The sequence below is a fragment of the Pseudomonas frederiksbergensis genome (assembly GCF_003732665.1).
Taxonomy (GTDB): Bacteria; Pseudomonadota; Gammaproteobacteria; order Pseudomonadales; family Pseudomonadaceae; genus Aquipseudomonas; species Aquipseudomonas frederiksbergensis_G.
On record NZ_MOBP01000023.1, the window covers coordinates 108854 to 128768 of the forward strand.

General features: G+C 60.9%; 17 protein-coding genes. 16 read left to right on the forward strand and 1 reads right to left on the reverse strand.

Going from position 1 to position 19915, the window contains the following annotated elements:
* Positions 1 to 401 precede the first annotated feature (401 nt).
* The 16 genes from mraZ to lpxC all read left to right on the forward strand — a co-directional run bounded on the left by mraZ (position 402) and on the right by lpxC (position 18200).
* Entirely contained in the window at positions 402 to 857 is a 456-nt protein-coding gene (mraZ, locus tag BK665_RS30225) for a division/cell wall cluster transcriptional repressor MraZ (RefSeq protein ID WP_008025967.1), read from the forward strand.
* A complete protein-coding gene (gene rsmH / locus BK665_RS30230; RefSeq protein ID WP_375538960.1) occupies positions 854 to 1801 on the forward strand; it encodes a 16S rRNA (cytosine(1402)-N(4))-methyltransferase RsmH in 948 nt (315 codons plus the stop codon). Before mraZ ends, rsmH begins: the two co-directional genes overlap by 4 nt.
* Complete coding sequence (ftsL, locus tag BK665_RS30235) at positions 1798 to 2091, forward strand: cell division protein FtsL (protein WP_123410156.1); 294 nt, start codon at positions 1798 to 1800, stop codon at positions 2089 to 2091. Before rsmH ends, ftsL begins: the two co-directional genes overlap by 4 nt.
* Positions 2091 to 3830 (forward strand): peptidoglycan D,D-transpeptidase FtsI family protein, encoded by a 1740-nt coding sequence (locus tag BK665_RS30240; protein WP_185076694.1) that lies wholly within the window; start codon positions 2091 to 2093, stop codon positions 3828 to 3830. The genes ftsL and BK665_RS30240 overlap by 1 nt, the downstream gene beginning before the upstream one ends.
* Entirely contained in the window at positions 3830 to 5293 is a 1464-nt protein-coding gene (locus tag BK665_RS30245; RefSeq protein ID WP_123410158.1) for a UDP-N-acetylmuramoyl-L-alanyl-D-glutamate--2,6-diaminopimelate ligase, read from the forward strand. The genes BK665_RS30240 and BK665_RS30245 overlap by 1 nt, the downstream gene beginning before the upstream one ends.
* Positions 5286 to 6653, forward strand: coding sequence for a UDP-N-acetylmuramoyl-tripeptide--D-alanyl-D-alanine ligase (locus BK665_RS30250; RefSeq protein ID WP_123410159.1), 1368 nt, complete (start codon positions 5286 to 5288; stop codon positions 6651 to 6653). The genes BK665_RS30245 and BK665_RS30250 overlap by 8 nt, the downstream gene beginning before the upstream one ends.
* A complete protein-coding gene (mraY, locus tag BK665_RS30255; protein ID WP_123410160.1) occupies positions 6653 to 7735 on the forward strand; it encodes a phospho-N-acetylmuramoyl-pentapeptide-transferase in 1083 nt (360 codons plus the stop codon). The genes BK665_RS30250 and mraY overlap by 1 nt, the downstream gene beginning before the upstream one ends.
* A gap of 5 nt (positions 7736 to 7740) precedes the next feature.
* On the forward strand, positions 7741 to 9087 hold the full coding sequence (gene murD / locus BK665_RS30260) for a UDP-N-acetylmuramoyl-L-alanine--D-glutamate ligase (RefSeq protein WP_123410161.1): 1347 nt from the start codon (positions 7741 to 7743) through the stop codon (positions 9085 to 9087).
* Entirely contained in the window at positions 9084 to 10301 is a 1218-nt protein-coding gene (gene ftsW, locus BK665_RS30265; protein WP_123410162.1) for a putative lipid II flippase FtsW, read from the forward strand. The genes murD and ftsW overlap by 4 nt, the downstream gene beginning before the upstream one ends.
* On the forward strand, positions 10291 to 11361 hold the full coding sequence (gene murG, locus BK665_RS30270) for an undecaprenyldiphospho-muramoylpentapeptide beta-N-acetylglucosaminyltransferase (RefSeq protein ID WP_123410163.1): 1071 nt from the start codon (positions 10291 to 10293) through the stop codon (positions 11359 to 11361). Before ftsW ends, murG begins: the two co-directional genes overlap by 11 nt.
* Positions 11354 to 12814, forward strand: a complete 1461-nt coding sequence (murC, locus tag BK665_RS30275; RefSeq protein WP_123410164.1) for a UDP-N-acetylmuramate--L-alanine ligase — start codon at positions 11354 to 11356, stop codon at positions 12812 to 12814. Before murG ends, murC begins: the two co-directional genes overlap by 8 nt.
* A complete protein-coding gene (locus BK665_RS30280) occupies positions 12811 to 13767 on the forward strand; it encodes a D-alanine--D-alanine ligase (protein WP_123410165.1) in 957 nt (318 codons plus the stop codon). The genes murC and BK665_RS30280 overlap by 4 nt, the downstream gene beginning before the upstream one ends.
* Positions 13768 to 13771: 4 nt before the next feature.
* A complete protein-coding gene (locus tag BK665_RS30285) occupies positions 13772 to 14641 on the forward strand; it encodes a cell division protein FtsQ/DivIB (RefSeq protein ID WP_054045546.1) in 870 nt (289 codons plus the stop codon).
* Positions 14642 to 14656: 15 nt separating this feature from the next.
* Complete coding sequence (gene ftsA / locus BK665_RS30290) at positions 14657 to 15916, forward strand: cell division protein FtsA (RefSeq protein WP_054045544.1); 1260 nt, start codon at positions 14657 to 14659, stop codon at positions 15914 to 15916.
* 66 nt (positions 15917 to 15982) lie between these two features.
* Positions 15983 to 17176 carry a cell division protein FtsZ gene (ftsZ, locus tag BK665_RS30295; RefSeq protein WP_008147521.1) on the forward strand — a complete coding sequence of 398 codons (1194 nt, stop codon included), beginning with the start codon at positions 15983 to 15985 and terminating at the stop codon, positions 17174 to 17176.
* Between the two features lie 112 nt (positions 17177 to 17288).
* Complete coding sequence (lpxC, locus tag BK665_RS30300) at positions 17289 to 18200, forward strand: UDP-3-O-acyl-N-acetylglucosamine deacetylase (protein ID WP_054045542.1); 912 nt, start codon at positions 17289 to 17291, stop codon at positions 18198 to 18200.
* Positions 18201 to 18284: 84 nt separating this feature from the next.
* Here lpxC and BK665_RS30305 read toward each other — a convergent pair whose 3' ends face one another.
* Positions 18285 to 19778 carry a sensor domain-containing diguanylate cyclase gene (locus BK665_RS30305; RefSeq protein ID WP_123410166.1) on the reverse strand — a complete coding sequence of 498 codons (1494 nt, stop codon included), beginning with the start codon at positions 19776 to 19778 and terminating at the stop codon, positions 18285 to 18287.
* Positions 19779 to 19915: the final 137 nt, after the last annotated feature.

Consider the following 19915-nt stretch of genomic DNA (forward strand, 5'->3'; position numbering starts at 1 on the left):
CCCTGCTTGAATCATCAGGCAGGTGCTGTTTGTGGGCTTTTGTGATATCCATTAGCCTGCTCTCACAGCCATTTGCAAATCACCTCGCAATATCGATTTCCCTCCTTACATAAACACCAGCAGACCCTCCGTCGTAATACCGAAAAAATCTTACTCTTAATAAATTACTTTAACTTCCGAGCGCAGCTATCAGTGCTGACTCAAGTTAATGAGCAAAAACATACGCCAGATTCTCGTTACCTCTCCTTTTAGTGTCCTAAATCTCCGTTCTGTAAGGGTTTTCCTTTAATCCGCGCCTTGACGGTGTGGTGGGCGCATTCCTATAGTGTGCGCAAGTGGCGGAAAGTGGCATGAAGTGGGTTTTTTGAGCTCAAAACGCTAAAAATTGGAGAAACGCAGACGTGTTTCGCGGAGCTAACGCTATCAGTCTCGATGCAAAGGGCCGTCTCGCTATGCCGAGCCGGTATCGTGACGAGCTGGTTTCGCGTAGTTCCGGTCAACTGATCGTCACCATTGATGCCGTTGATCCGTGTTTGTGTGTTTATCCCCTCGATGAGTGGGAAATTATTGAAACCAAACTGCGCGCACTGCCTTCGCTTCGCGAAGAGAACCGCCGCCTGCAACGTTTGCTGATTGGTAATGCCGTCGACCTCGAGCTCGATGGCAGTGGTCGTTTTCTGGTTCCGCCACGGCTGCGCGAATATGCCCGGTTGGATAAGCGCGCAATGCTGGTGGGCCAACTGAACAAGTTCCAATTATGGGACGAGGATGCCTGGGATGCGGTTTCTGCCGCTGACCTGGCTGCTATTCAACAACCGGGCGCCATGCCTGATGAACTGCGTGATTTGATCCTGTGACTATTGATAGCGGCTTTAACCACATCACCGTACTGCTTGACGAAGCCGTGGAGGCTCTCGCCGTACGTCCTGATGGCTGCTATCTGGACGGCACGTTCGGGCGCGGCGGACACAGCCGGTTGATCCTCAGCCAGCTCGGTCGCGATGGTCGGTTGCTCGGATTCGACAAGGATCCTCAAGCGATTGCCACCGGGCAAACGCTAGCGGCCGAAGACGGCCGCTTTGTCGTTGTGCAGCGTAGCTTTGCCGAGCTCGGTTCGGAAGTGGCCGAACGCGGCCTGGCCGGCAAGGTCAGCGGCGTTTTGCTCGACCTGGGCGTGTCCTCGCCACAGCTCGACGACCCTGAGCGCGGCTTCAGTTTTCTCAACGATGGCCCGCTGGACATGCGCATGGACCCGTCCCGCGGGATCAGCGCTGCCGAATTCGTCAACACCGCGCCGGTGGAAGAAATCGCCCGGGTGTTCAAGGAATACGGCGAAGAACGTTTCTCCGGTCGCATGGCCCGTGCCGTGGCCGAGCGCCGCGACATCAAGCCGTTCGAGCGCACCGCCGACCTGGCCGAAGTCCTGAAAGTCGCCAACCCGGCTTGGGAAAAGGGCAAGAACCCGGCCACCCGTGCGTTCCAGGGCTTGCGTATTCACGTCAACAACGAACTGGGCGATCTGGAAGCCGGCCTCGAAGCCGCCCTGGAATCCCTGGAAGTGGGCGGCCGCCTGGTGGTCATCAGCTTCCACTCACTGGAAGACCGCATCGTCAAACTGTTCATGCGCAAACTGGTGAAAGGCGAAGCCGACAACCTGCCGCGCAACCTGCCGGTTCGTCACGTTGCGTTCGAACCGAAAATCAAAGTCCATGGCAAAGCGCAGTCCGCCTCCGAGGCCGAACTCAAAGCCAACCCACGTTCCCGTAGCGCCATCATGCGCGTCGCGGAGAAGCTGCGGTGAGCAAGCTTTTCGCCAAGCCACTGCCCGGCGGAAGCTTTTTCATGCTGCTGCTGTTTGTGGGCGTGCTCGTGTCGGCCATCGGCGTGTCCTACAGCGCCCACTGGAACCGTCAGTTGCTGAACTCGCTGTACAACGAGTTGAGCGTGCGCGACAAGGCGCAGGCCGAGTGGGGCCGCTTGATTCTCGAACAGAGCACCTGGACCGCCCACAGCCGTATCGAAGTGCTGGCCACCGAACAACTGAAGATGCGCATCCCCGGCGCCGCTGAAGTACGGATGGTGGCGCCATGATGAAACTTGAAGGCGCACTGTTTCCCTGGCGTTTCCGCGTGGTCCTGGGTTTGCTCGGTGTCATGGTGGCTGCGATCTGCTGGCGCATCATCGACCTGCAAGTGGTCGACCGTGACTTCCTTAAAGGCCAGGGCGACGCACGTAGCGTGCGGCACATTCCTATTCCGGCTCACCGTGGTCTGATCACTGACCGTAACGGCGAGCCCTTGGCCGTGAGTACCCCGGTCACGACGCTGTGGGCCAACGCCAAGGAAATGCAACTGGCCAAAGAAAAGTGGCCGGCACTCGCAGCGGCGCTGGGCCAGGACCCGAAAGCCCTGGCCGAACGCCTTGAAGCCCAGGCCAACAAAGAATTCATCTATCTGGTGCGCGGCTTGACCCCCGAGCAGGGCCAGTCGGTGCTCGACCTGAAAGTGCCGGGCGTCTATGGCATCGAAGAGTTCCGCCGTTTCTATCCGGCCGGCGAAGTCACCGCGCACATGGTCGGCTTTACCGACATCGACGATCACGGGCGCGAAGGCGTCGAGCTGGCCTATGACGAATGGCTGGCCGGGGTCGCCGGTAAGCGACAGGTCATCAAGGATCGGCGCGGCAGGCTGATCAAGGATGTCCAGGTCACCAAAAACGCCAAGGCCGGCAAGCCCTTGGCGTTGTCCATTGACCTGCGCCTGCAATACCTGGCCAACCGCGAACTGCGTAACGCGATCATCGAGAACGGCGCCAAGGCCGGCAGCCTGGTGATCATGGACGTGAAGAGCGGCGAGATCCTGGCCATGGTCAACCAGCCGACCTACAACCCGAACAACCGTCGCAACCTGCAACCGGCGATGATGCGTAACCGCGCAATGATCGACGTGTTCGAACCCGGTTCGACCATGAAGGCGATCTCCATGAGTGCCGCCCTGGAAACCGGGCGCTGGAAACCGAGCGACACCGTCGAGGTGTATCCGGGCTCCTTGCAGATTGGCAAGTACACCATCAAGGACGTGTCCAAGACCGAAGGCCCGGTGCTTGACCTGACCGGCATCCTGATCAACTCCAGTAACGTCGGCATGAGTAAGGTCGCGTTCGATATCGGCGGCGAAACCATTTTCCGTCTGGCGCAGAAGGTCGGCCTCGGCCAGGACACCGGCCTGGGCTTCCCTGGCGAGCGCGTCGGCAACCTGCCGAACTACCGCGAGTGGCGCAAGGCTGAAACCGCCACGCTGTCCTACGGCTACGGTATTTCGGTGACTGCGATCCAGTTGGTCCACGCCTTCTCGGCCCTGGCCAACAACGGTCGCATCGCGCCGCTGACCCTGATCAAGACCGACAAACCGCCGCAGACCACCCAGGTGATCCCGGAAAACGTCGCCAAAACCATGCAAGGCATGCTGACCCAGGTGATCGAGGCCCCACGCGGCGTATTCCGTGCCCAGGTGCCGGCGTATCACGTGGCGGGCAAGTCGGGTACGGCGCGTAAGACGTCGGTGGGCTCCAAAGGCTACGCCGAGAATTCCTATCGCTCGCTGTTCGCCGGTTTCGGCCCGATGAGCGATCCGCGTTTTGCCATCGTTGTGGTGATCGATGAGCCGTCCAAGGCTGGTTACTTCGGCGGTCTGGTATCGGCGCCGGTGTTCAGCAAAGTGATGTCCGGGACCTTGCGCCTGATGAACATCACCCCGGACAACCTGCCGCCAACGCAGCAAGCCAACGCAACCCCGGTCGTTCCGCTGAAAGCCAATGGAGGGCGCGGCTGATGTCTCTGAGTCTGAACAAGATTTTCGCCCATGCCGGTCGTGATCTGTTGATCCGTGAACTGACCCTGGACAGCCGCAATGTGCGGGCAGGGGATTTGTTCCTCGCGGTCCCGGGCGCCAAGTTTGACGGTCGCGCACACATCGCCGACGCGTTGCAACGCGGCGCGGCGGCTGTGGCTTATGAAGTCGAAGGCGCCACGGTGCTGCCGATCACTGATGTGCCGCTGATTCCGGTCAAAGGCCTGGCGGCGCAGTTGTCGGACATCGCCGGTCGCTTCTATGGCGACCCGAGCCGTCACTTGAACCTGGTGGGCGTCACGGGCACCAATGGCAAAACCAGCGTGACCCAATTGGTCGCGCAAGCCCTCGACTTGCTCGGCCAACACTGCGGCATTGTCGGCACCCTGGGCACCGGTTTTTACGGCGCGCTGGAAAGCGGCCTGCACACCACGCCGAACCCGATTGCCGTGCAAGCGACCCTTGCCGACCTGAAGAAGGCCGGGGCCAAAGCCGTGGCCATGGAAGTCTCTTCCCACGGTCTGGATCAGGGCCGCGTGACTGCATTGGCATTCGATGTGGCGGTGATGACCAACCTGTCCCGTGACCATCTGGATTACCACGGCACCATGCAGGCCTACGGCGAAGCCAAGGCCAAGCTGTTTGCCTGGAACGATTTGAAATGCCGGGTAATCAACCTCGACGACGAATTCGGCCGGCAACTGGCGGCGGACAAGCGTGAGTCGCGGCTGATCACCTACAGCCTGGAAGACGCCAGTGCCTACCTGTATTGCCGTGAAGCGCAGTTCGACGACGAAGGCGTGCGCGCCACGTTGGTCACGCCCCAAGGCGAGCACCATTTGCGCAGCACGTTGCTCGGGCGTTTCAATCTGAGCAATATCCTGGCCGCAGTCGGTGGCTTGCTCGGCCTGGACTACGCGCTGGACGAAATCCTCAAGGTCCTGCCGAAACTCGAAGGCCCGGCCGGTCGCATGCAGCGCCTGGGCGGCGGCACCCAGCCGCTGGTGGTGGTCGATTACGCCCACACCCCGGATGCCCTGGAAAAAGTCTTGTTGGCACTGCGTCCACACGCCAAGGGTCGGTTGCTGTGTTTGTTCGGTTGCGGCGGTGATCGCGATCGCGGCAAGCGTCCGTTGATGGCCGAAGTGGTCGAGCGTCTGGCCGATGGCGTACTGGTCACCGACGACAACCCGCGCACCGAAGATCCATCGGTGATCTTCGACGACATCCGCACCGGTTTCACCGCTGTGGATAAAGTCACTTTCGTCGCTGGCCGTGGCCAGGCGATTGCCCAGTTGATCGCCAGTGCTTCGGCCGATGACGTGATTGTCCTGGCCGGTAAAGGTCACGAGGACTATCAGGAAATCAACGGCGAACGCCATGCCTTCTCCGATCTGGTCGAGGCCGATCACGCCTTGACCGCCTGGGAGGTCGCCCATGCTTAAAGCCTTGAAACTGAGCGAACTGACCGGCGCGCTGAATGCCCGCCTGATTGCCGCCGACGCCAGTTTCGACGGTGTCAGCATCGACAGCCGTGCGATCAAGCCTGGCCAACTGTTTATTGCCCTGACCGGCCCGCGTTTCGATGGTCACGACTATCTGAATGACGTGGCAGGTAAAGGCGCCGTGGCCGCATTGGTCGAGCGCGAAGTCGCCGACAGCACGCTGCCGCAACTGCTGGTGAAAGATGCCCGTCAGGCCCTCGGCCAATTGGGTGCGCTCAATCGTGCGGCTTACAGCAATCCGGTGGCGGCCGTCACGGGTTCCAGCGGCAAGACCACGGTCAAGGAAATGCTTGCGAGCATCCTGCGCACTCGCGGTCCGGTGCATGCGACCCGTGGCAACCTGAACAACGACCTCGGCGTACCGCTGACCCTGCTCGAACTCGCGCCGGAACACACCGCCGCCGTGATCGAACTGGGGGCTTCGCGGCTCGGCGAAATTGCCTACACCGTGGCCATGACCAAGCCCCATGTGGCCATTCTCAACAACGCCGGGACCGCCCATGTTGGCGAATTCGGCGGGCCGGACAAAATCGTCGAAGCCAAGGGCGAGATTATCGAAGGGCTGGACGCTGATGGCGTCGCCGTTCTCAATCTCGACGACAAGGCGTTCGGCATCTGGAAGGCCCGCGCCGCCGGCCGCAAAGTGCTGACGTTTGCCTTGAACAACCCGAGCGCCGACTTCTACGCCAGCGATCTGGACCGCGATGCTCGCGGTTGCCCGTCGTTCAACCTGCACAGTCCTGAAGGTGTGGAACGGGTTCAACTGAACCTGCTCGGCACCCATAACGTCGCGAATGCCATGGCCGCTGCCGCTGCCGCGCATGCCTTGGGCGTCTCGCTGTTCGGCATCGCCACAGGCCTGGGCGCGGTACAACCGGTCAAGGGTCGCACCGTTGCGCAACTGGCGACCAACGGCATGCGCGTGATTGATGACACTTACAACGCGAACCCCACCTCGATGTGCGCCGCCGTTGATATACTCGCCGGCTTTTCCGGCCGCACCGTTCTGGTGCTCGGGGATATCGGCGAGTTGGGCGACTGGGCGCAGCAGGGGCACCGCGACGTGGGCGAGTACGCCCGTGGCAAGGTTTCCGCGCTTTATGCCGTGGGGCCGCTGATGGCTCACGCCGTGAACGCATTCGGCCCGCAGGCCCGTCACTTCAGCACTCAGGCTGAGCTGATCGAGGCACTGGGCGCCGAGCAAGATACAAACACCACTATTTTGATCAAGGGCTCGCGCAGCGCGGCGATGGAAAACATCGTCGCCGCTTTGTGCGGGTCCAGTCTGGAGAAACATTAATGCTGCTGCTGTTAGCGGAGTACTTGCAACAGTTCTACAAAGGCTTCGCGGTCTTCCAGTACCTGACCCTGCGCGGGATCCTCGGTGTGCTGACCGCGCTGGTTTTGTCGCTGTGCTATGGCCCGTGGATGATCCGCACCTTGCAGAACCGTCAGATCGGTCAATCCGTTCGTAACGATGGCCCGCAATCGCACCTTTCCAAGTCAGGCACGCCGACCATGGGTGGCGCGCTGATCCTGTCGTCCATCGGCGTCAGTACTTTGCTCTGGGCGGACCTGAGCAACCGTTATGTCTGGACCGTGTTGCTGGTGACCTTGCTGTTCGGCGCCATCGGTTGGGTCGACGACTACCGCAAAGTGATCGAGAAAAACTCCAAAGGCCTTCCAAGCCGCTGGAAGTATTTCTGGCAGTCAGTGTTCGGCCTGGCGGCGGCGCTGTTCCTTTATATGACCGCGACCACCCCGGTGGAAACCACCCTGATCCTGCCGATGCTCAAGGACTACAGCATTCCGCTGGGCGCAGGCTTCGTGGTCCTGACCTATTTCGTGATCGTCGGTTCGAGCAACGCCGTCAACCTGACGGATGGCCTCGACGGCCTGGCGATCATGCCGACGGTGATGGTCGGCGGCGGGCTGGGGATCTTCTGCTACCTGTCCGGTAACGTGAAATTCGCTGAATACTTGCTGATCCCGTATGTGCCGGGTGCGGGCGAGCTGATCGTGTTCTGCGGCGCGTTGATCGGTGCGGGCCTGGGTTTCCTCTGGTTCAACACCTATCCGGCGCAAGTGTTCATGGGCGACGTCGGCGCGCTGGCGCTGGGCGCGGCCCTGGGCACTATCGCGGTGATCGTCCGTCAGGAAATCGTCCTGTTCATCATGGGCGGCGTGTTCGTGATGGAAACCCTGTCCGTTGTCATCCAGGTCGCGTCCTTCAAGTTGACCGGGCGCCGCGTATTCCGCATGGCACCGATTCACCACCACTTTGAACTCAAGGGTTGGCCCGAGCCTCGGGTGATCGTCCGTTTCTGGATCATCACCGTGATTCTCGTACTGGTCGGCCTTGCCACCCTGAAGCTGAGGTAGAACGAGTGTCTCTGATCGCTTCTGACCACTTCCGCATCGTTGTCGGCCTCGGCAAGAGCGGCATGTCCCTGGTTCGCTTCCTGGCGAACCGGGGCACGTCGTTTGCCGTGGCCGATACGCGGGAAAATCCACCGGAACTGGCCACGCTCAAGCGTGACTATCCCCACGTGGAAGTGCGTTGTGGCGAGCTGGACGTCGAGTTCCTGTGCCGTGCCGACGAGCTCTACGTGAGCCCCGGCCTGGCGCTGGCGACCCCGGCCCTGCAGGCTGCCGCCGCCCGTGGCGTGAAGCTGTCCGGCGACATCGAGCTGTTCGCGCGTAACGCGAAGGCGCCGATTGTCGCCATCAGTGGTTCCAACGCGAAAAGCACCGTCACCACCCTGGTCGGCGAAATGGCCGCGGCGGCGGGCAAGCGTGTGGCGGTCGGCGGCAACCTCGGTACGCCGGCGCTGGATCTGCTCAGCGACGACGTCGAGTTGTACGTGATGGAACTGTCGAGCTTCCAGCTCGAAACCACCGATCACCTCGGCGCCGAAGTGGCCACCGTGCTCAATGTCAGCGAAGACCACATGGACCGCTACAGCGGCCTGCCGGCCTATCACTTGGCCAAGCACCGGATCTTCCGTGGAGCCAAGCAGTTCGTGGTCAACCGCCAGGATGCTCTTAGCCGTCCGTTGATGGGCGAGGGCCAGCCGTGCTGGACCTTTGGCTTGAGCAAACCCGATTTCAAGGCATTCGGTATCCGCGAAGAAGACGGCGAGAAATACCTCGCGTTCGAATTCCAGAACCTGATGCCGGTGCGCGAGTTGAAGATTCGTGGCGCCCATAACCAGTCCAACGCACTTGCCGCGTTGGCCCTGGGGCACGCTGTTGGCCTGCCATTCGACGCCATGCTCGCGAGCCTGCGCACGTTCGCCGGGCTTGAGCATCGCTGCCAGTGGGTTCGCGATCTCGATGGCGTGAGCTACTACAACGATTCCAAAGCCACCAACGTCGGCGCCGCACTGGCCGCCATCGAAGGCCTGGGCGCGGACATCGACGGCAAACTGGTGCTGATCGCCGGTGGCGACGGCAAGGGTGCCGAGTTCAAGGATTTGCGTGACCCGGTGGCGGCCAACTGCCGCGCCGTCATTTTGATGGGGCGTGACTCCGACAAGATCGGCGAGGCCATTGGCGACGCCGTGCCACTGATCCGTGTCGGTTCGCTGGCCGAAGCGGTGGAACAATGCCGCGCCACTGCGCACCCGGGCGATGCCGTGCTGTTGTCGCCGGCCTGCGCCAGTTTCGACATGTTCCAGAATTACGAAGACCGTGGTCACCAGTTCGTCCGCGCTGTGGAGGAACTGGCATGAGCCTGCGAAATATCATCAAGCCGTACCCATCGCCGATCATCACCGGGCGCGGCATCGACCTCGACTTCCCGATGCTCGCCGGTTGCCTGGCGTTGCTCGGTCTGGGCCTGGTCATGATTGCCTCCGCTTCCACCGAAGTGGCGGCGGTGCAGTCGGGCAGTGCCCTGTATTACATGATTCGCCACCTGATCTACATCGTGCTGGGCCTGGGTGCCTGCATCGTCACCATGATGATCCCGATTGCCACCTGGCAGCGCCTGGGTTGGCTGATGCTGCTGGGTGCCTTCGGTTTGCTGGTGATGGTGATCGTCCCCGGCATCGGCCGTGAAGTGAACGGTTCGATGCGCTGGATCGGTTTCAGCTTCTTTAACGTGCAGCCGTCCGAGATCGCCAAGGTATTCGTGGTGATCTACCTCGCCGGTTACCTGGTGCGGCGCCAGAAAGAAGTACGCGAAAGCTGGATGGGCTTCTTCAAGCCGTTCATCGTGTTGCTGCCGATGGCGGGCCTGTTACTGATGGAGCCGGACTTCGGTGCCACCGTCGTGATGATGGGCGCTGCGGCGGCGATGCTGTTCCTTGGCGGGGTCGGGCTATTCCGGTTCTCCTTGATGGTGGTGCTGGCGGTGGCGGCGGTGGTGCTGTTGATCCAGGTGCAGCCGTATCGGATGGCGCGTCTGACCAACTTCGCCGATCCGTGGGCCGACCAGTTCGGCGCCGGCTATCAACTGTCCCAGGCCTTGATCGCGTTCGGTCGCGGCGAATGGCTGGGCGTAGGCCTGGGCAACAGCGTGCAGAAGCAGTTCTACCTGCCGGAAGCCCACACTGACTTCGTGTTCTCGGTGCTGGCCGAAGAGCTGGGGGCCGTGGGTTCCCTGTGCACCGTCGCGCTGTTCGTTTTCGTGTGTATTCGTGGCATGTACATCGGATTCTGGGCCGAGAAGGCCAAACAATTCTTCGCCGCGTACATCGCGTATGGCCTGTCGTTCCTGTGGATTGGTCAGTTCCTGATCAACATCGGGGTGAACGTCGGCCTGCTGCCGACCAAGGGGCTGACCCTGCCGTTCCTCAGTTATGGCGGTAGTTCGTTGGTGATTTGCTGTGCCTGTCTCGGCTTGTTGCTGCGTATCGAGTGGGAGAGTCGAACCCACCTGGGCAGTGAAGAGATGGAGTTCCATGAAAGTGACTTCGCCGAGGAGCCACCCCATGGGCGCTAACGTATTGATCATGGCGGGCGGCACTGGCGGGCATGTGTTCCCGGCGTTGGCCTGTGCGCGGGAATTCCAGGCCCGGGGCTACACCGTGCATTGGCTCGGCACGCCGCGTGGCATTGAGAACGACCTGGTCCCGGCGGCCGGTCTTGAGCTGCATCGCATCAATGCCAGCGGTTTGCGGGGCAAGGGCAAGCTGTCGCTGCTCAAGGCGCCGTTCATGCTGCTCAAGTCGGTCTGGCAGGCGCGGGCGATCATTCGCAAGCTGCGGCCGGTGTGCGTGGTCGGCTTCGGTGGTTATGTGACTGGCCCCGGTGGCGTCGCAGCCAAATTGTCCGGTGTGCCGGTCATCGTTCACGAGCAGAACGCCGTGGCCGGCACCGCCAATCGGTTACTCATGCCGTTGGCCGCCCGGGTGTGTGAAGCGTTCCCCGACACCTTTACCCTGTCGGACAGCCGTCGGACCACCGGTAACCCGGTGCGCACCGAGCTGTTCCTCGAAACACCGCGCCCGGCCCTGGCCGGTCGCAAGGCGCGTTTGCTGATCCTGGGCGGAAGCCTGGGCGCAGAACCGTTGAACAAGTTGCTGCCTGAAGCCCTGTCGCAAGTCGCCGTCGACCTGCGTCCGGAGGTGTTTCATCAGGCCGGCAAAAACCACGATGAAGTGACTGCGCAGCGCTATCGCGAGGCTGGCGTCGAGGCGCAAGTGCAGCCTTTCATCAAAGACATGGCCCAAGCCTATGGCTGGGCCGACCTGGTGGTGTGCCGTGCCGGTGCATTGACCATCAGTGAACTGGCCGCCGCCGGTCTGCCCTCGATGCTGGTGCCATTGCCCCACGCGATCGACGATCACCAGACCCGCAACGCCGAATATTTGGCCCGTGAAGGCGCTGCCTTCCTGATGCCGCAAAGAACGACTGGCGCCGCAGATCTTGCAGCACGCCTGACAGAGGTTTTGATGCAACCGCAACGACTCAATGACATGGCCAACGCGGCCCGCCGCCTGGCGAAACCCGATGCAACCCGTAACGTCGTCGACACCTGCCTGGAGGTGGCCCATGGTTGAGAATCAGAAAGCCATGCCGCAACCGGAAATGCGCCGCATCCGTCGCATCCACTTCGTCGGTATCGGCGGCGTGGGCATGTGCGGCATCGCCGAAGTGTTGTTGAACCTGGGCTATGAAGTGTCCGGTTCCGACCTCAAAGCTTCGCCGGTGACTGAGCGCCTGGAATCTTTCGGTGCACACATTTATATCGGCCACCGCGCCGAAAACGCCGCTGCCGCCGACGTGCTGGTGGTGTCGAGTGCCGTGAACACTTCCAACCCGGAAGTCGCCACTGCCCTTGAGCGCCGTATCCCGGTGGTGCCTCGTGCGGAAATGCTCGCCGAGCTGATGCGCTACCGCCACGGCATTGCCGTCGCCGGTACGCACGGCAAGACCACCACCACCAGCCTGATCGCTTCGGTGTTTGCGGCCGGTGGCCTGGACCCGACGTTCGTCATCGGTGGCCGCCTGAATGCCGCGGGCACCAATGCCCAGCTCGGCACCAGTCGCTACCTGATCGCCGAAGCCGATGAAAGCGATGCGAGTTTCCTGCACTTGCAGCCGCTGGTGGCCGTGGTCACCAACATCGACGCCGATCACATGGCCACCTACGGTGGTGACTTCAATGTATTGAAGAAAACCTTCGTCGAGTTCCTGCACAACCTGCCGTTCTACGGATTGGCGGTGGTGTGCCTGGACGATCCGGTGGTGCGTGAAATCCTGCCGCTGGTCAAGCGCCCGACAGTCACCTATGGCTTCGGCGATGACTGCGACGTGCGTGCGATCAATGTGCGCCAGCAAGGCATGCAGACCTTCTTCACCGTGCTGCGTCCTGAGCGCGAGCCGCTGGATGTCTCGGTGAACATGCCGGGCAACCACAACGTATTGAACGCCTTGGCGACCATCTGCATCGCCTCCGACGAGGGTGTCAGCGATGAAGCCATCGTCCAGGGCCTGTCCGGGTTCCAGGGTGTCGGCCGACGCTTCCAGGTCTACGGCGAACTGCCGGTGGACGGCGGCAGTGTGATGCTGGTGGACGACTACGGTCACCACCCGACCGAAGTCGCCGCCGTGATCAAAGCCGTGCGCGGTGGTTGGCCGGAGCGTCGCCTGGTGATGGTTTACCAGCCGCACCGCTACAGCCGCACCCGCGACCTGTACGACGATTTCGTCAATGTCCTGGCCGATGCCAACGTGCTGCTGCTGATGGAAGTCTACCCGGCCGGTGAAGAACCGATCCCGGGCGCCGACAGCCGCAAGCTGTGCAACAGCATCCGTCAGCGCGGTCAACTGGACCCGATCTACATCGAGCGCGGCGTTGACCTGGCGCCAATCGTCAAGCCGCTGCTGCGTGCCGGCGACATCCTGCTGTGCCAGGGCGCCGGTGATATCGGCGGTCTCGCACCAAAACTGTTGAACAGTCCGTTGTTCGTCGGTGCCGTTGCCGCACCGACCGTGGGGAAGTTGAAATGACTGCTGCTTACGCCAACCTCGTCTCCACCCTCGCGCCGAAAGACTTCGGCCGCGTCGCCGTGCTGTTCGGCGGCAAGAGTGCCGAGCGTGAGGTTTCCTTGAAGTCGGGCAATGCGGTTCTCACAGCGCTGCAAAGCGCTGGTGTGGACGCGTTCGGCCTCGACGTGGGCGATGACCTGCTGCAGCGTTTGCTGAACGAAAAAATCGACCGCGCCTTCATCATCCTCCACGGTCGTGGCGGTGAAGACGGCAGCATGCAGGGCCTGCTCGAATGCCTGGGCATTCCCTACACCGGTAGCGGCATCCTGGCCTCGGCTTTGGCCATGGACAAGCTGCGCACCAAGCAGGTCTGGCACAGCCTCGGGATTCCGACGCCACGCCACGCCGTACTGAGTTCCGAGGCCGATTGTATTTCGGCGGCCACGGAACTGGGCTTCCCTTTGATCGTCAAACCGGCCCATGAAGGTTCAAGTATCGGGATGGCCAAAGTGACTTCCGCGTCTGAGTTGATCGACGCATGGAAAGCGGCCAGTACCTACGATTCGCAAGTGTTGGTCGAGCAATGGATTCAAGGTCCGGAGTTCACCATCGCCACCCTGCGTGACCAGGTGTTGCCACCGATTGCCCTGGGCACGACGCACAGCTTCTACGACTACGACGCCAAGTACGTGGCTTCCGATACCCAGTACCGGATCCCGTGTGGCCTGGGCAGCACCAAAGAAAAAGAACTGATGGACCTGACGGCGAAAGCCTGTGAGGCGCTGGGTATCGCCGGTTGGGGCAGGGCAGACGTGATGCAGGACGCCGACGGGCAGTTCTGGTTCCTGGAAGTCAACACCGCGCCGGGCATGACCGATCACAGCCTGGTGCCGATGGCGGCCCGTGCCGCCGGTCTGGATTTCCAGCAATTGGTTCTGGCCATTTTGGCCGCCAGCATTGAGCCGCGAGGGTAAGACCATGCAAGGCGCTCAGTTGAGACATCAGCCCCCCGCACCACCCGGCCGCAAGCCGGTGCCGCGGGGTGCCAGCCGAATGGTGGCCAAAGAGCCGATGTCTGCGCGCCTGCCGAAAGCCAATTTTGGTTTTCTCAAAGCCTTGTTCTGGCCGGTGCTGCTGGTCGCGCTGGGCTTCGGTACTTACGAAGGCGCGCAGCGTTTGCTGCCTTATGCCGACCGGCCGATCACCAAGATCAACGTGCAGGGCGATTTGAGTTACATCAGCCAGCAAGCCGTGCAGCAGCGCATCGCCCCCTACGTGGCGTCGAGCTTCTTCACCATCGACCTGGAGAGCATGCGCACCGAGCTTGAAACGATGCCATGGATTGCCCACGCCGAAGTGCGTCGGGTGTGGCCGGACCAGGTGGTGATTCGCCTGGAAGAACAACTGCCGGTGGCCCGTTGGGGTGATGAATCGCTGTTGAACAACCAGGGCCAGGCGTTCACCCCGCGTGAGCTGGCGAACTACGAACACTTGCCACAGCTGTTCGGCCCACAACGGGCCCAGCAGCAGGTGATGCAGCAATACCAGGTGCTGAGCCAGATGCTCAGGCCATTGGGCTTCTCGATTGCACGCCTGGAATTGCGTGAACGAGGCAGCTGGTTCCTGACCACCGGTGCCGGTAGTTCTGGCCCGGGGATCGAACTGCTGCTGGGACGCGGCAACCTGGTGGAAAAGATGCGCCGCTTCATTGCCATCTACGACAAGACGCTTAAAGAACAGATTACGAACATTGCGCGCATCGATCTGCGCTACGCCAACGGCCTCGCTGTTGGCTGGCGGGAACCTGTAGCGCCCACGACAGCCCAACCCGCTGTCGCGAAGAATTAAGAAGAGGCAGGACCCATGGCAAACGTGCAAAGCGGCAAAATGATCGTCGGTCTCGATATCGGCACCTCCAAGGTGGTGGCGCTGGTCGGCGAGGTTTCGGACGACGGCACGCTGGAAATCGTCGGGATCGGCACTCATCCGTCCCGCGGCCTGAAGAAAGGCGTGGTGGTGAACATCGAGTCCACCGTGCAGTCGATCCAGCGCGCCATCGAAGAAGCGCAGCTGATGGCCGGTTGCCGGATCCACTCGGCGTTCGTCGGCGTGGCCGGCAATCACATCCGCAGCCTGAACTCCCACGGCATCGTGGCGATTCGTGATCGCGAAGTCAGCGCCGCCGACCTTGAGCGCGTTCTCGACGCCGCCCAGGCCGTGGCGATCCCGGCTGACCAGCGCGTGCTGCACACCCTGCCGCAGGATTACGTGATCGATAACCAGGAAGGCGTTCGTGAGCCCCTGGGCATGTCGGGCGTACGTCTGGAAGCCAAGGTCCACGTAGTCACCTGCGCCGTCAACGCCGCACAGAACATTGAAAAATGCGTGCGCCGCTGCGGCCTGGAAATCGACGACATCATTCTCGAGCAACTGGCCTCGGCCTACTCGGTCCTGACCGACGACGAGAAAGAACTGGGCGTGTGCCTGGTGGACATCGGTGGCGGTACTACCGACATCGCGATCTTCACCGAAGGCGCGATCCGTCACACCGCGGTGATCCCGATTGCGGGCGACCAGGTGACCAATGACATCGCCATGGCGTTGCGCACCCCGACCCAGTACGCCGAAGAAATCAAGATTCGCTACGCCTGCGCCCTGGCCAAACTGGCCGGTGCCGGTGAAACCATCAAGGTGCCAAGCGTTGGCGACCGTCCACCCCGCGAGCTGTCCCGCCAGGCCCTGGCCGAAGTGGTCGAGCCGCGTTACGACGAGCTGTTCACGCTGATCCAGGCCGAACTGCGTCGCAGCGGCTACGAAGATCTGATCCCGGCCGGCATCGTGCTGACTGGCGGTACGTCGAAAATGGAAGGCGCGGTCGAACTGGCCGAAGAGATCTTCCACATGCCAGTCCGCTTGGGCGTGCCGCACGGCGTCAAGGGCCTGGATGACGTGGTCCGCAACCCGATTTATTCCACTGGCGTTGGCCTGTTGATGTACGGCCTGCAAAAGCAGTCCGACGGGATTTCGTTCTCGGGCATCAGCAGCCGCGACAGTTACAGCAATGAAGAAGCCAAACCCGCCTTGCTCGATCGCATCAAGAGCTGGGTACAAGGCAACTTCTAAAGAATTACCGCAACACCGCAACAAACGCAGTAGGCGAAAAAACTAGAGAATGTAAGGAGAGGGAAAATGTTCGAACTCGTAGACAACATCCCCGCAAGCCCGGTTATTAAAGTTATCGGTGTTGGCGGAGGCGGCGGCAACGCTGTCAACCACATGGTCAAGAGCAACATTGAAGGCGTTGAATTCATCTGCGCCAACACTGATGCCCAGGCGCTGAAATCCATCGGCGCGCGGACCATCCTGCAACTGGGCACCGGCGTGACCAAAGGTCTGGGCGCCGGCGCCAACCCTGAAGTAGGTCGTCAGGCCGCTCTCGAAGACCGTGAGCGCATTGCCGAAGTCCTGCAGGGCACCAACATGGTGTTCATCACCACCGGCATGGGCGGCGGCACGGGTACTGGTGCTGCGCCGATCATCGCCGAAGTGGCCAAGGAAATGGGGATCCTCACCGTTGCGGTGGTGACTCGTCCGTTCCCGTTCGAAGGCCGCAAGCGTATGCAGATCGCCGACGAAGGTATCCGTCTGCTGTCTGAAAGCGTCGACTCGTTGATCACCATTCCCAACGAGAAGCTGCTGACCATCCTCGGTAAAGACGCGAGCCTGCTGTCGGCTTTCGCCAAGGCTGACGATGTACTGGCCGGTGCCGTTCGCGGTATCTCCGACATCATCAAACGTCCGGGCATGATCAACGTCGACTTTGCCGACGTACGGACTGTCATGAGCGAAATGGGCATGGCGATGATGGGCACTGGCTGCGCCAGCGGTCCGAACCGTGCACGCGAGGCCACCGAAGCGGCCATTCGCAACCCGTTGCTCGAAGACGTGAACCTGCAAGGTGCACGCGGCATCCTGGTGAACATCACCGCCGGTCCTGACCTGTCCCTGGGTGAGTACTCCGACGTGGGTAGCATCATCGAAGCCTTCGCTTCCGAGCACGCCATGGTCAAGGTCGGTACGGTTATCGATCCGGACATGCGCGACGAGCTGCACGTAACCGTGGTTGCCACGGGTCTGGGTGCGAAAATCGAGAAGCCTGTGAAGGTGATCGACAACACCATGCACACGTCCGTGGCCTCGCAGCCGCAGCAACAAGCGCCTTCGCGTCAGGACGCGCCGGCTGTGAACTACCGTGACCTGGACCGTCCGACCGTCATGCGCAACCAGGCTCAGGCCGGTGCTGCGACTGCCGCGAAGATGAATCCGCAAGACGATTTGGATTACCTGGACATCCCGGCATTCCTGCGTCGTCAGGCTGATTGATGGAATGTATCAGGGCTATGAAGGTGATTGGTGTTCAGCAAAGGCATGGTCTGCTATCATCGCCAGCCTTTGTTGATACCAGTTCGCAATTTGCGCTGAAGCGGCCCAAGCCATGATTAAACAACGCACACTGAAAAATATTATCCGTGCCACAGGTGTAGGCCTGCACTCCGGGGAGAAGGTATACCTGACCCTCAAGCCTGCACCTATCGACACCGGCATCGTGTTTGTTCGTGCCGATCTGGACCCTGTGGTGCAGATTCCTGCTCGCGCGGAAAACGTTGGCGAAACCACGATGTCGACCACGCTGGTCAACGGTGACGTCAAAGTGGACACGGTGGAGCACTTGCTCTCGGCCATGGCTGGCCTGGGCATCGATAACGCCTACGTCGAGCTCTCCGCGTCCGAAGTCCCGATCATGGATGGTAGCGCTGGACCTTTCGTATTCCTGATTCAATCGGCCGGCCTGGAAGAGCAGGACGCCGCCAAGAAGTTCATCCGGATCCTGCGGGAAGTGACAGTGGAAGACGGCGACAAGCGCGCCACTTTCGTCCCTTTCGAAGGTTTCAAAGTGAGCTTCGAGATCGATTTCGATCACCCGGTTTTCCGTAACCGCACACAAAGTGCAAGCGTGGATTTTTCCAGCACTTCGTTCGTAAAAGAAGTCAGCCGCGCCCGTACCTTTGGTTTCATGAGTGACATCGAGTACCTGCGCAAGCACAACCTCGCACTCGGCGGCAGCGTTGAAAACGCTATTGTGGTCGACGCGGATGGTGTACTGAACGAAGACGGCCTTCGCTATGAAGACGAATTCGTGAAGCACAAGATCCTCGATGCAATTGGTGACCTCTACCTGCTGGGCAATAGCCTGATTGGTGAGTTCAAGGGCTTCAAGTCCGGACATGCATTGAACAACCAGCTGCTGCGCAAGTTGATTGAGCAGACAGATGCTTGGGAAGTCGTGACTTTCGAAGACGCCAGCACTGCACCGATCTCTTACATGCGTCCTGTTGCGGCCGTGTAAGCAAAAACCTCTCTAGTTTTTAAAGGCTGCCTTCGGGTGGCCTTTTTTTATGCCCGATCGTTCCCACGCAGAGCGTGGGAACGATCATCCGGCCACCACCCGATTGCGCCCCCCTTCCTTGGCCTGATACAACGCCTTGTCGGCCGCAAACAACAATTGCTCCAGGCTGATCTCGCTCGCACTTGTCCAGGTGCTAATCCCGATACTGACAGTCATCGGCGACTGCGCACCCGCCACCAACGGCAGTTGCTCAACTGCCACACGAATGGCTTCGGCGATCTGCCGCGCACCCGCGCCATCGGTTTCCGCCAGGATCACCGAAAACTCTTCTCCGCCGTAACGGGCAGCCAGGTCTGCCGGTCGTCGGACGTGGGCAATGATGACCTTGGCCAACGAGCGCAGCGCTTCGTCGCCGGCCTGATGGCCATGGCGATCGTTGAACGCCTTGAAATGGTCAGCATCGATCATCAACACCGACAACGGCATGCCGGAACGCTGGGCGCGAAACCATTCGTGGCGCAGGGCCTGATCCAGCATTCGGCGGTTGGCCAGCCCCGTTAATGCATCGGTAGCGGCCAGTTGCTTCAGCTCGTGCTCGGCGTTGTGACGGCGGCGCAATTCCCGGCGCAGCGACCACGTCAGCCACAGCAGGCTCACGCACAAGGCAAGCGTTGCCGAGCTGACCACCACCGCAGTGCGCTTCCAGGCTGCAAAGACTTCATCGCTGGACAGCGCAACGATGACGATCAACGGCAAATTCCCGACCTTGGAGAAGGTGTACAGGCGCTCGTCACGGTGTCGATCGGACATGCCGCTGAAGCTGCCGTTGCCTTCTTTGACGATGCGCTGGAAATTAGGGCGGTTACTGAAATCTTTGCCGATCAGTTCTTCGGCCAGACGTGGTTGCTGGGCCAGGAGAATCCCGTTCTTGCTGATCAGATTGACCGTGCTGTCGCGGCCGATGCTCAAACCGTTGAACAACTGATCGAAGTAACTCAAACGCATGGCGGCCTCGGCGACCCCCAGAAACTCACCCTTGGAACTGCTTACCCGTCGACTGAAACTGATACGCCAATCCTTGTCGGTTGACCTGGCTATGAAGGGGGGGCTGATGAACATGCCCGGGTCCGGGTTGTTTACGTGAGACTGGAAGTATTCGCGGTCGGCGTAGTTGCCTCGCCTGGGCTCTACCGAAGCCGAGTCGGCGATCACGTCGCCCTTGTTGTCGAGCAACAAAATGTCGCCCTTATAAGGCGCGGCAGTGGCGCGATCGAAATAGGCCAGATGGCGAATGGCGGGAGAAACGCTCTTGAGATCTTCTCGCTGGTAGGCCGCGATCAAACCCAGCAGGGACAAATCATAGAGTTCGACATTGCGCAGCACATCGGCGTCGATCAATTGCACGATGTTGCTGGCGGCGCGAGCGGCGGACAATTCGGCGTTGGCGCGCTCACGGATCAGCAGGAAGGTCACGATGCTGAGTATCGCAATCACCAACAGCACACTGCCGAGAACCAGAAGTCGCTCGGATCGTGTCGAGCCGACCGGATCCAGCGATTTCAAATTGCTCACACTCATGGTTCTGACTTCTGCAAATAAGACGTTATGAAAGTTTTTTTACAAGTATTGGGCAGAGTCCCAGAGGCCGGTCGCGTCCAGAGCGCTTGTATAAAGGCCAAATAAAAAAAAGGCCAGCAAAACATGCTGGCCTTTTG

What these genes read in the sequence shown, in the direction of transcription:
- ftsW (WP_123410162.1), top strand. Translation starts at nt 9,084, where the DNA reads ATGAGCCTGCGAAATATCATCAAGCCGTACCCATCGCCGATCATCACC.
- BK665_RS30305 (WP_123410166.1), bottom strand. Translation starts at nt 19,778, where the DNA reads ATGAGTGTGAGCAATTTGAAATCGCTGGATCCGGTCGGCTCGACACGA.
- BK665_RS30250 (WP_123410159.1), top strand. Translation starts at nt 5,286, where the DNA reads ATGCTTAAAGCCTTGAAACTGAGCGAACTGACCGGCGCGCTGAATGCC.
- BK665_RS30240 (WP_185076694.1), top strand. Translation starts at nt 2,091, where the DNA reads ATGAAACTTGAAGGCGCACTGTTTCCCTGGCGTTTCCGCGTGGTCCTG.
- BK665_RS30245 (WP_123410158.1), top strand. Translation starts at nt 3,830, where the DNA reads ATGTCTCTGAGTCTGAACAAGATTTTCGCCCATGCCGGTCGTGATCTG.
- murG (WP_123410163.1), top strand. Translation starts at nt 10,291, where the DNA reads ATGGGCGCTAACGTATTGATCATGGCGGGCGGCACTGGCGGGCATGTG.
- murC (WP_123410164.1), top strand. Translation starts at nt 11,354, where the DNA reads ATGGTTGAGAATCAGAAAGCCATGCCGCAACCGGAAATGCGCCGCATC.
- BK665_RS30280 (WP_123410165.1), top strand. Translation starts at nt 12,811, where the DNA reads ATGACTGCTGCTTACGCCAACCTCGTCTCCACCCTCGCGCCGAAAGAC.
- mraY (WP_123410160.1), top strand. Translation starts at nt 6,653, where the DNA reads ATGCTGCTGCTGTTAGCGGAGTACTTGCAACAGTTCTACAAAGGCTTC.
- ftsA (WP_054045544.1), top strand. Translation starts at nt 14,657, where the DNA reads ATGGCAAACGTGCAAAGCGGCAAAATGATCGTCGGTCTCGATATCGGC.
- ftsZ (WP_008147521.1), top strand. Translation starts at nt 15,983, where the DNA reads ATGTTCGAACTCGTAGACAACATCCCCGCAAGCCCGGTTATTAAAGTT.
- lpxC (WP_054045542.1), top strand. Translation starts at nt 17,289, where the DNA reads ATGATTAAACAACGCACACTGAAAAATATTATCCGTGCCACAGGTGTA.
- BK665_RS30285 (WP_054045546.1), top strand. Translation starts at nt 13,772, where the DNA reads ATGCAAGGCGCTCAGTTGAGACATCAGCCCCCCGCACCACCCGGCCGC.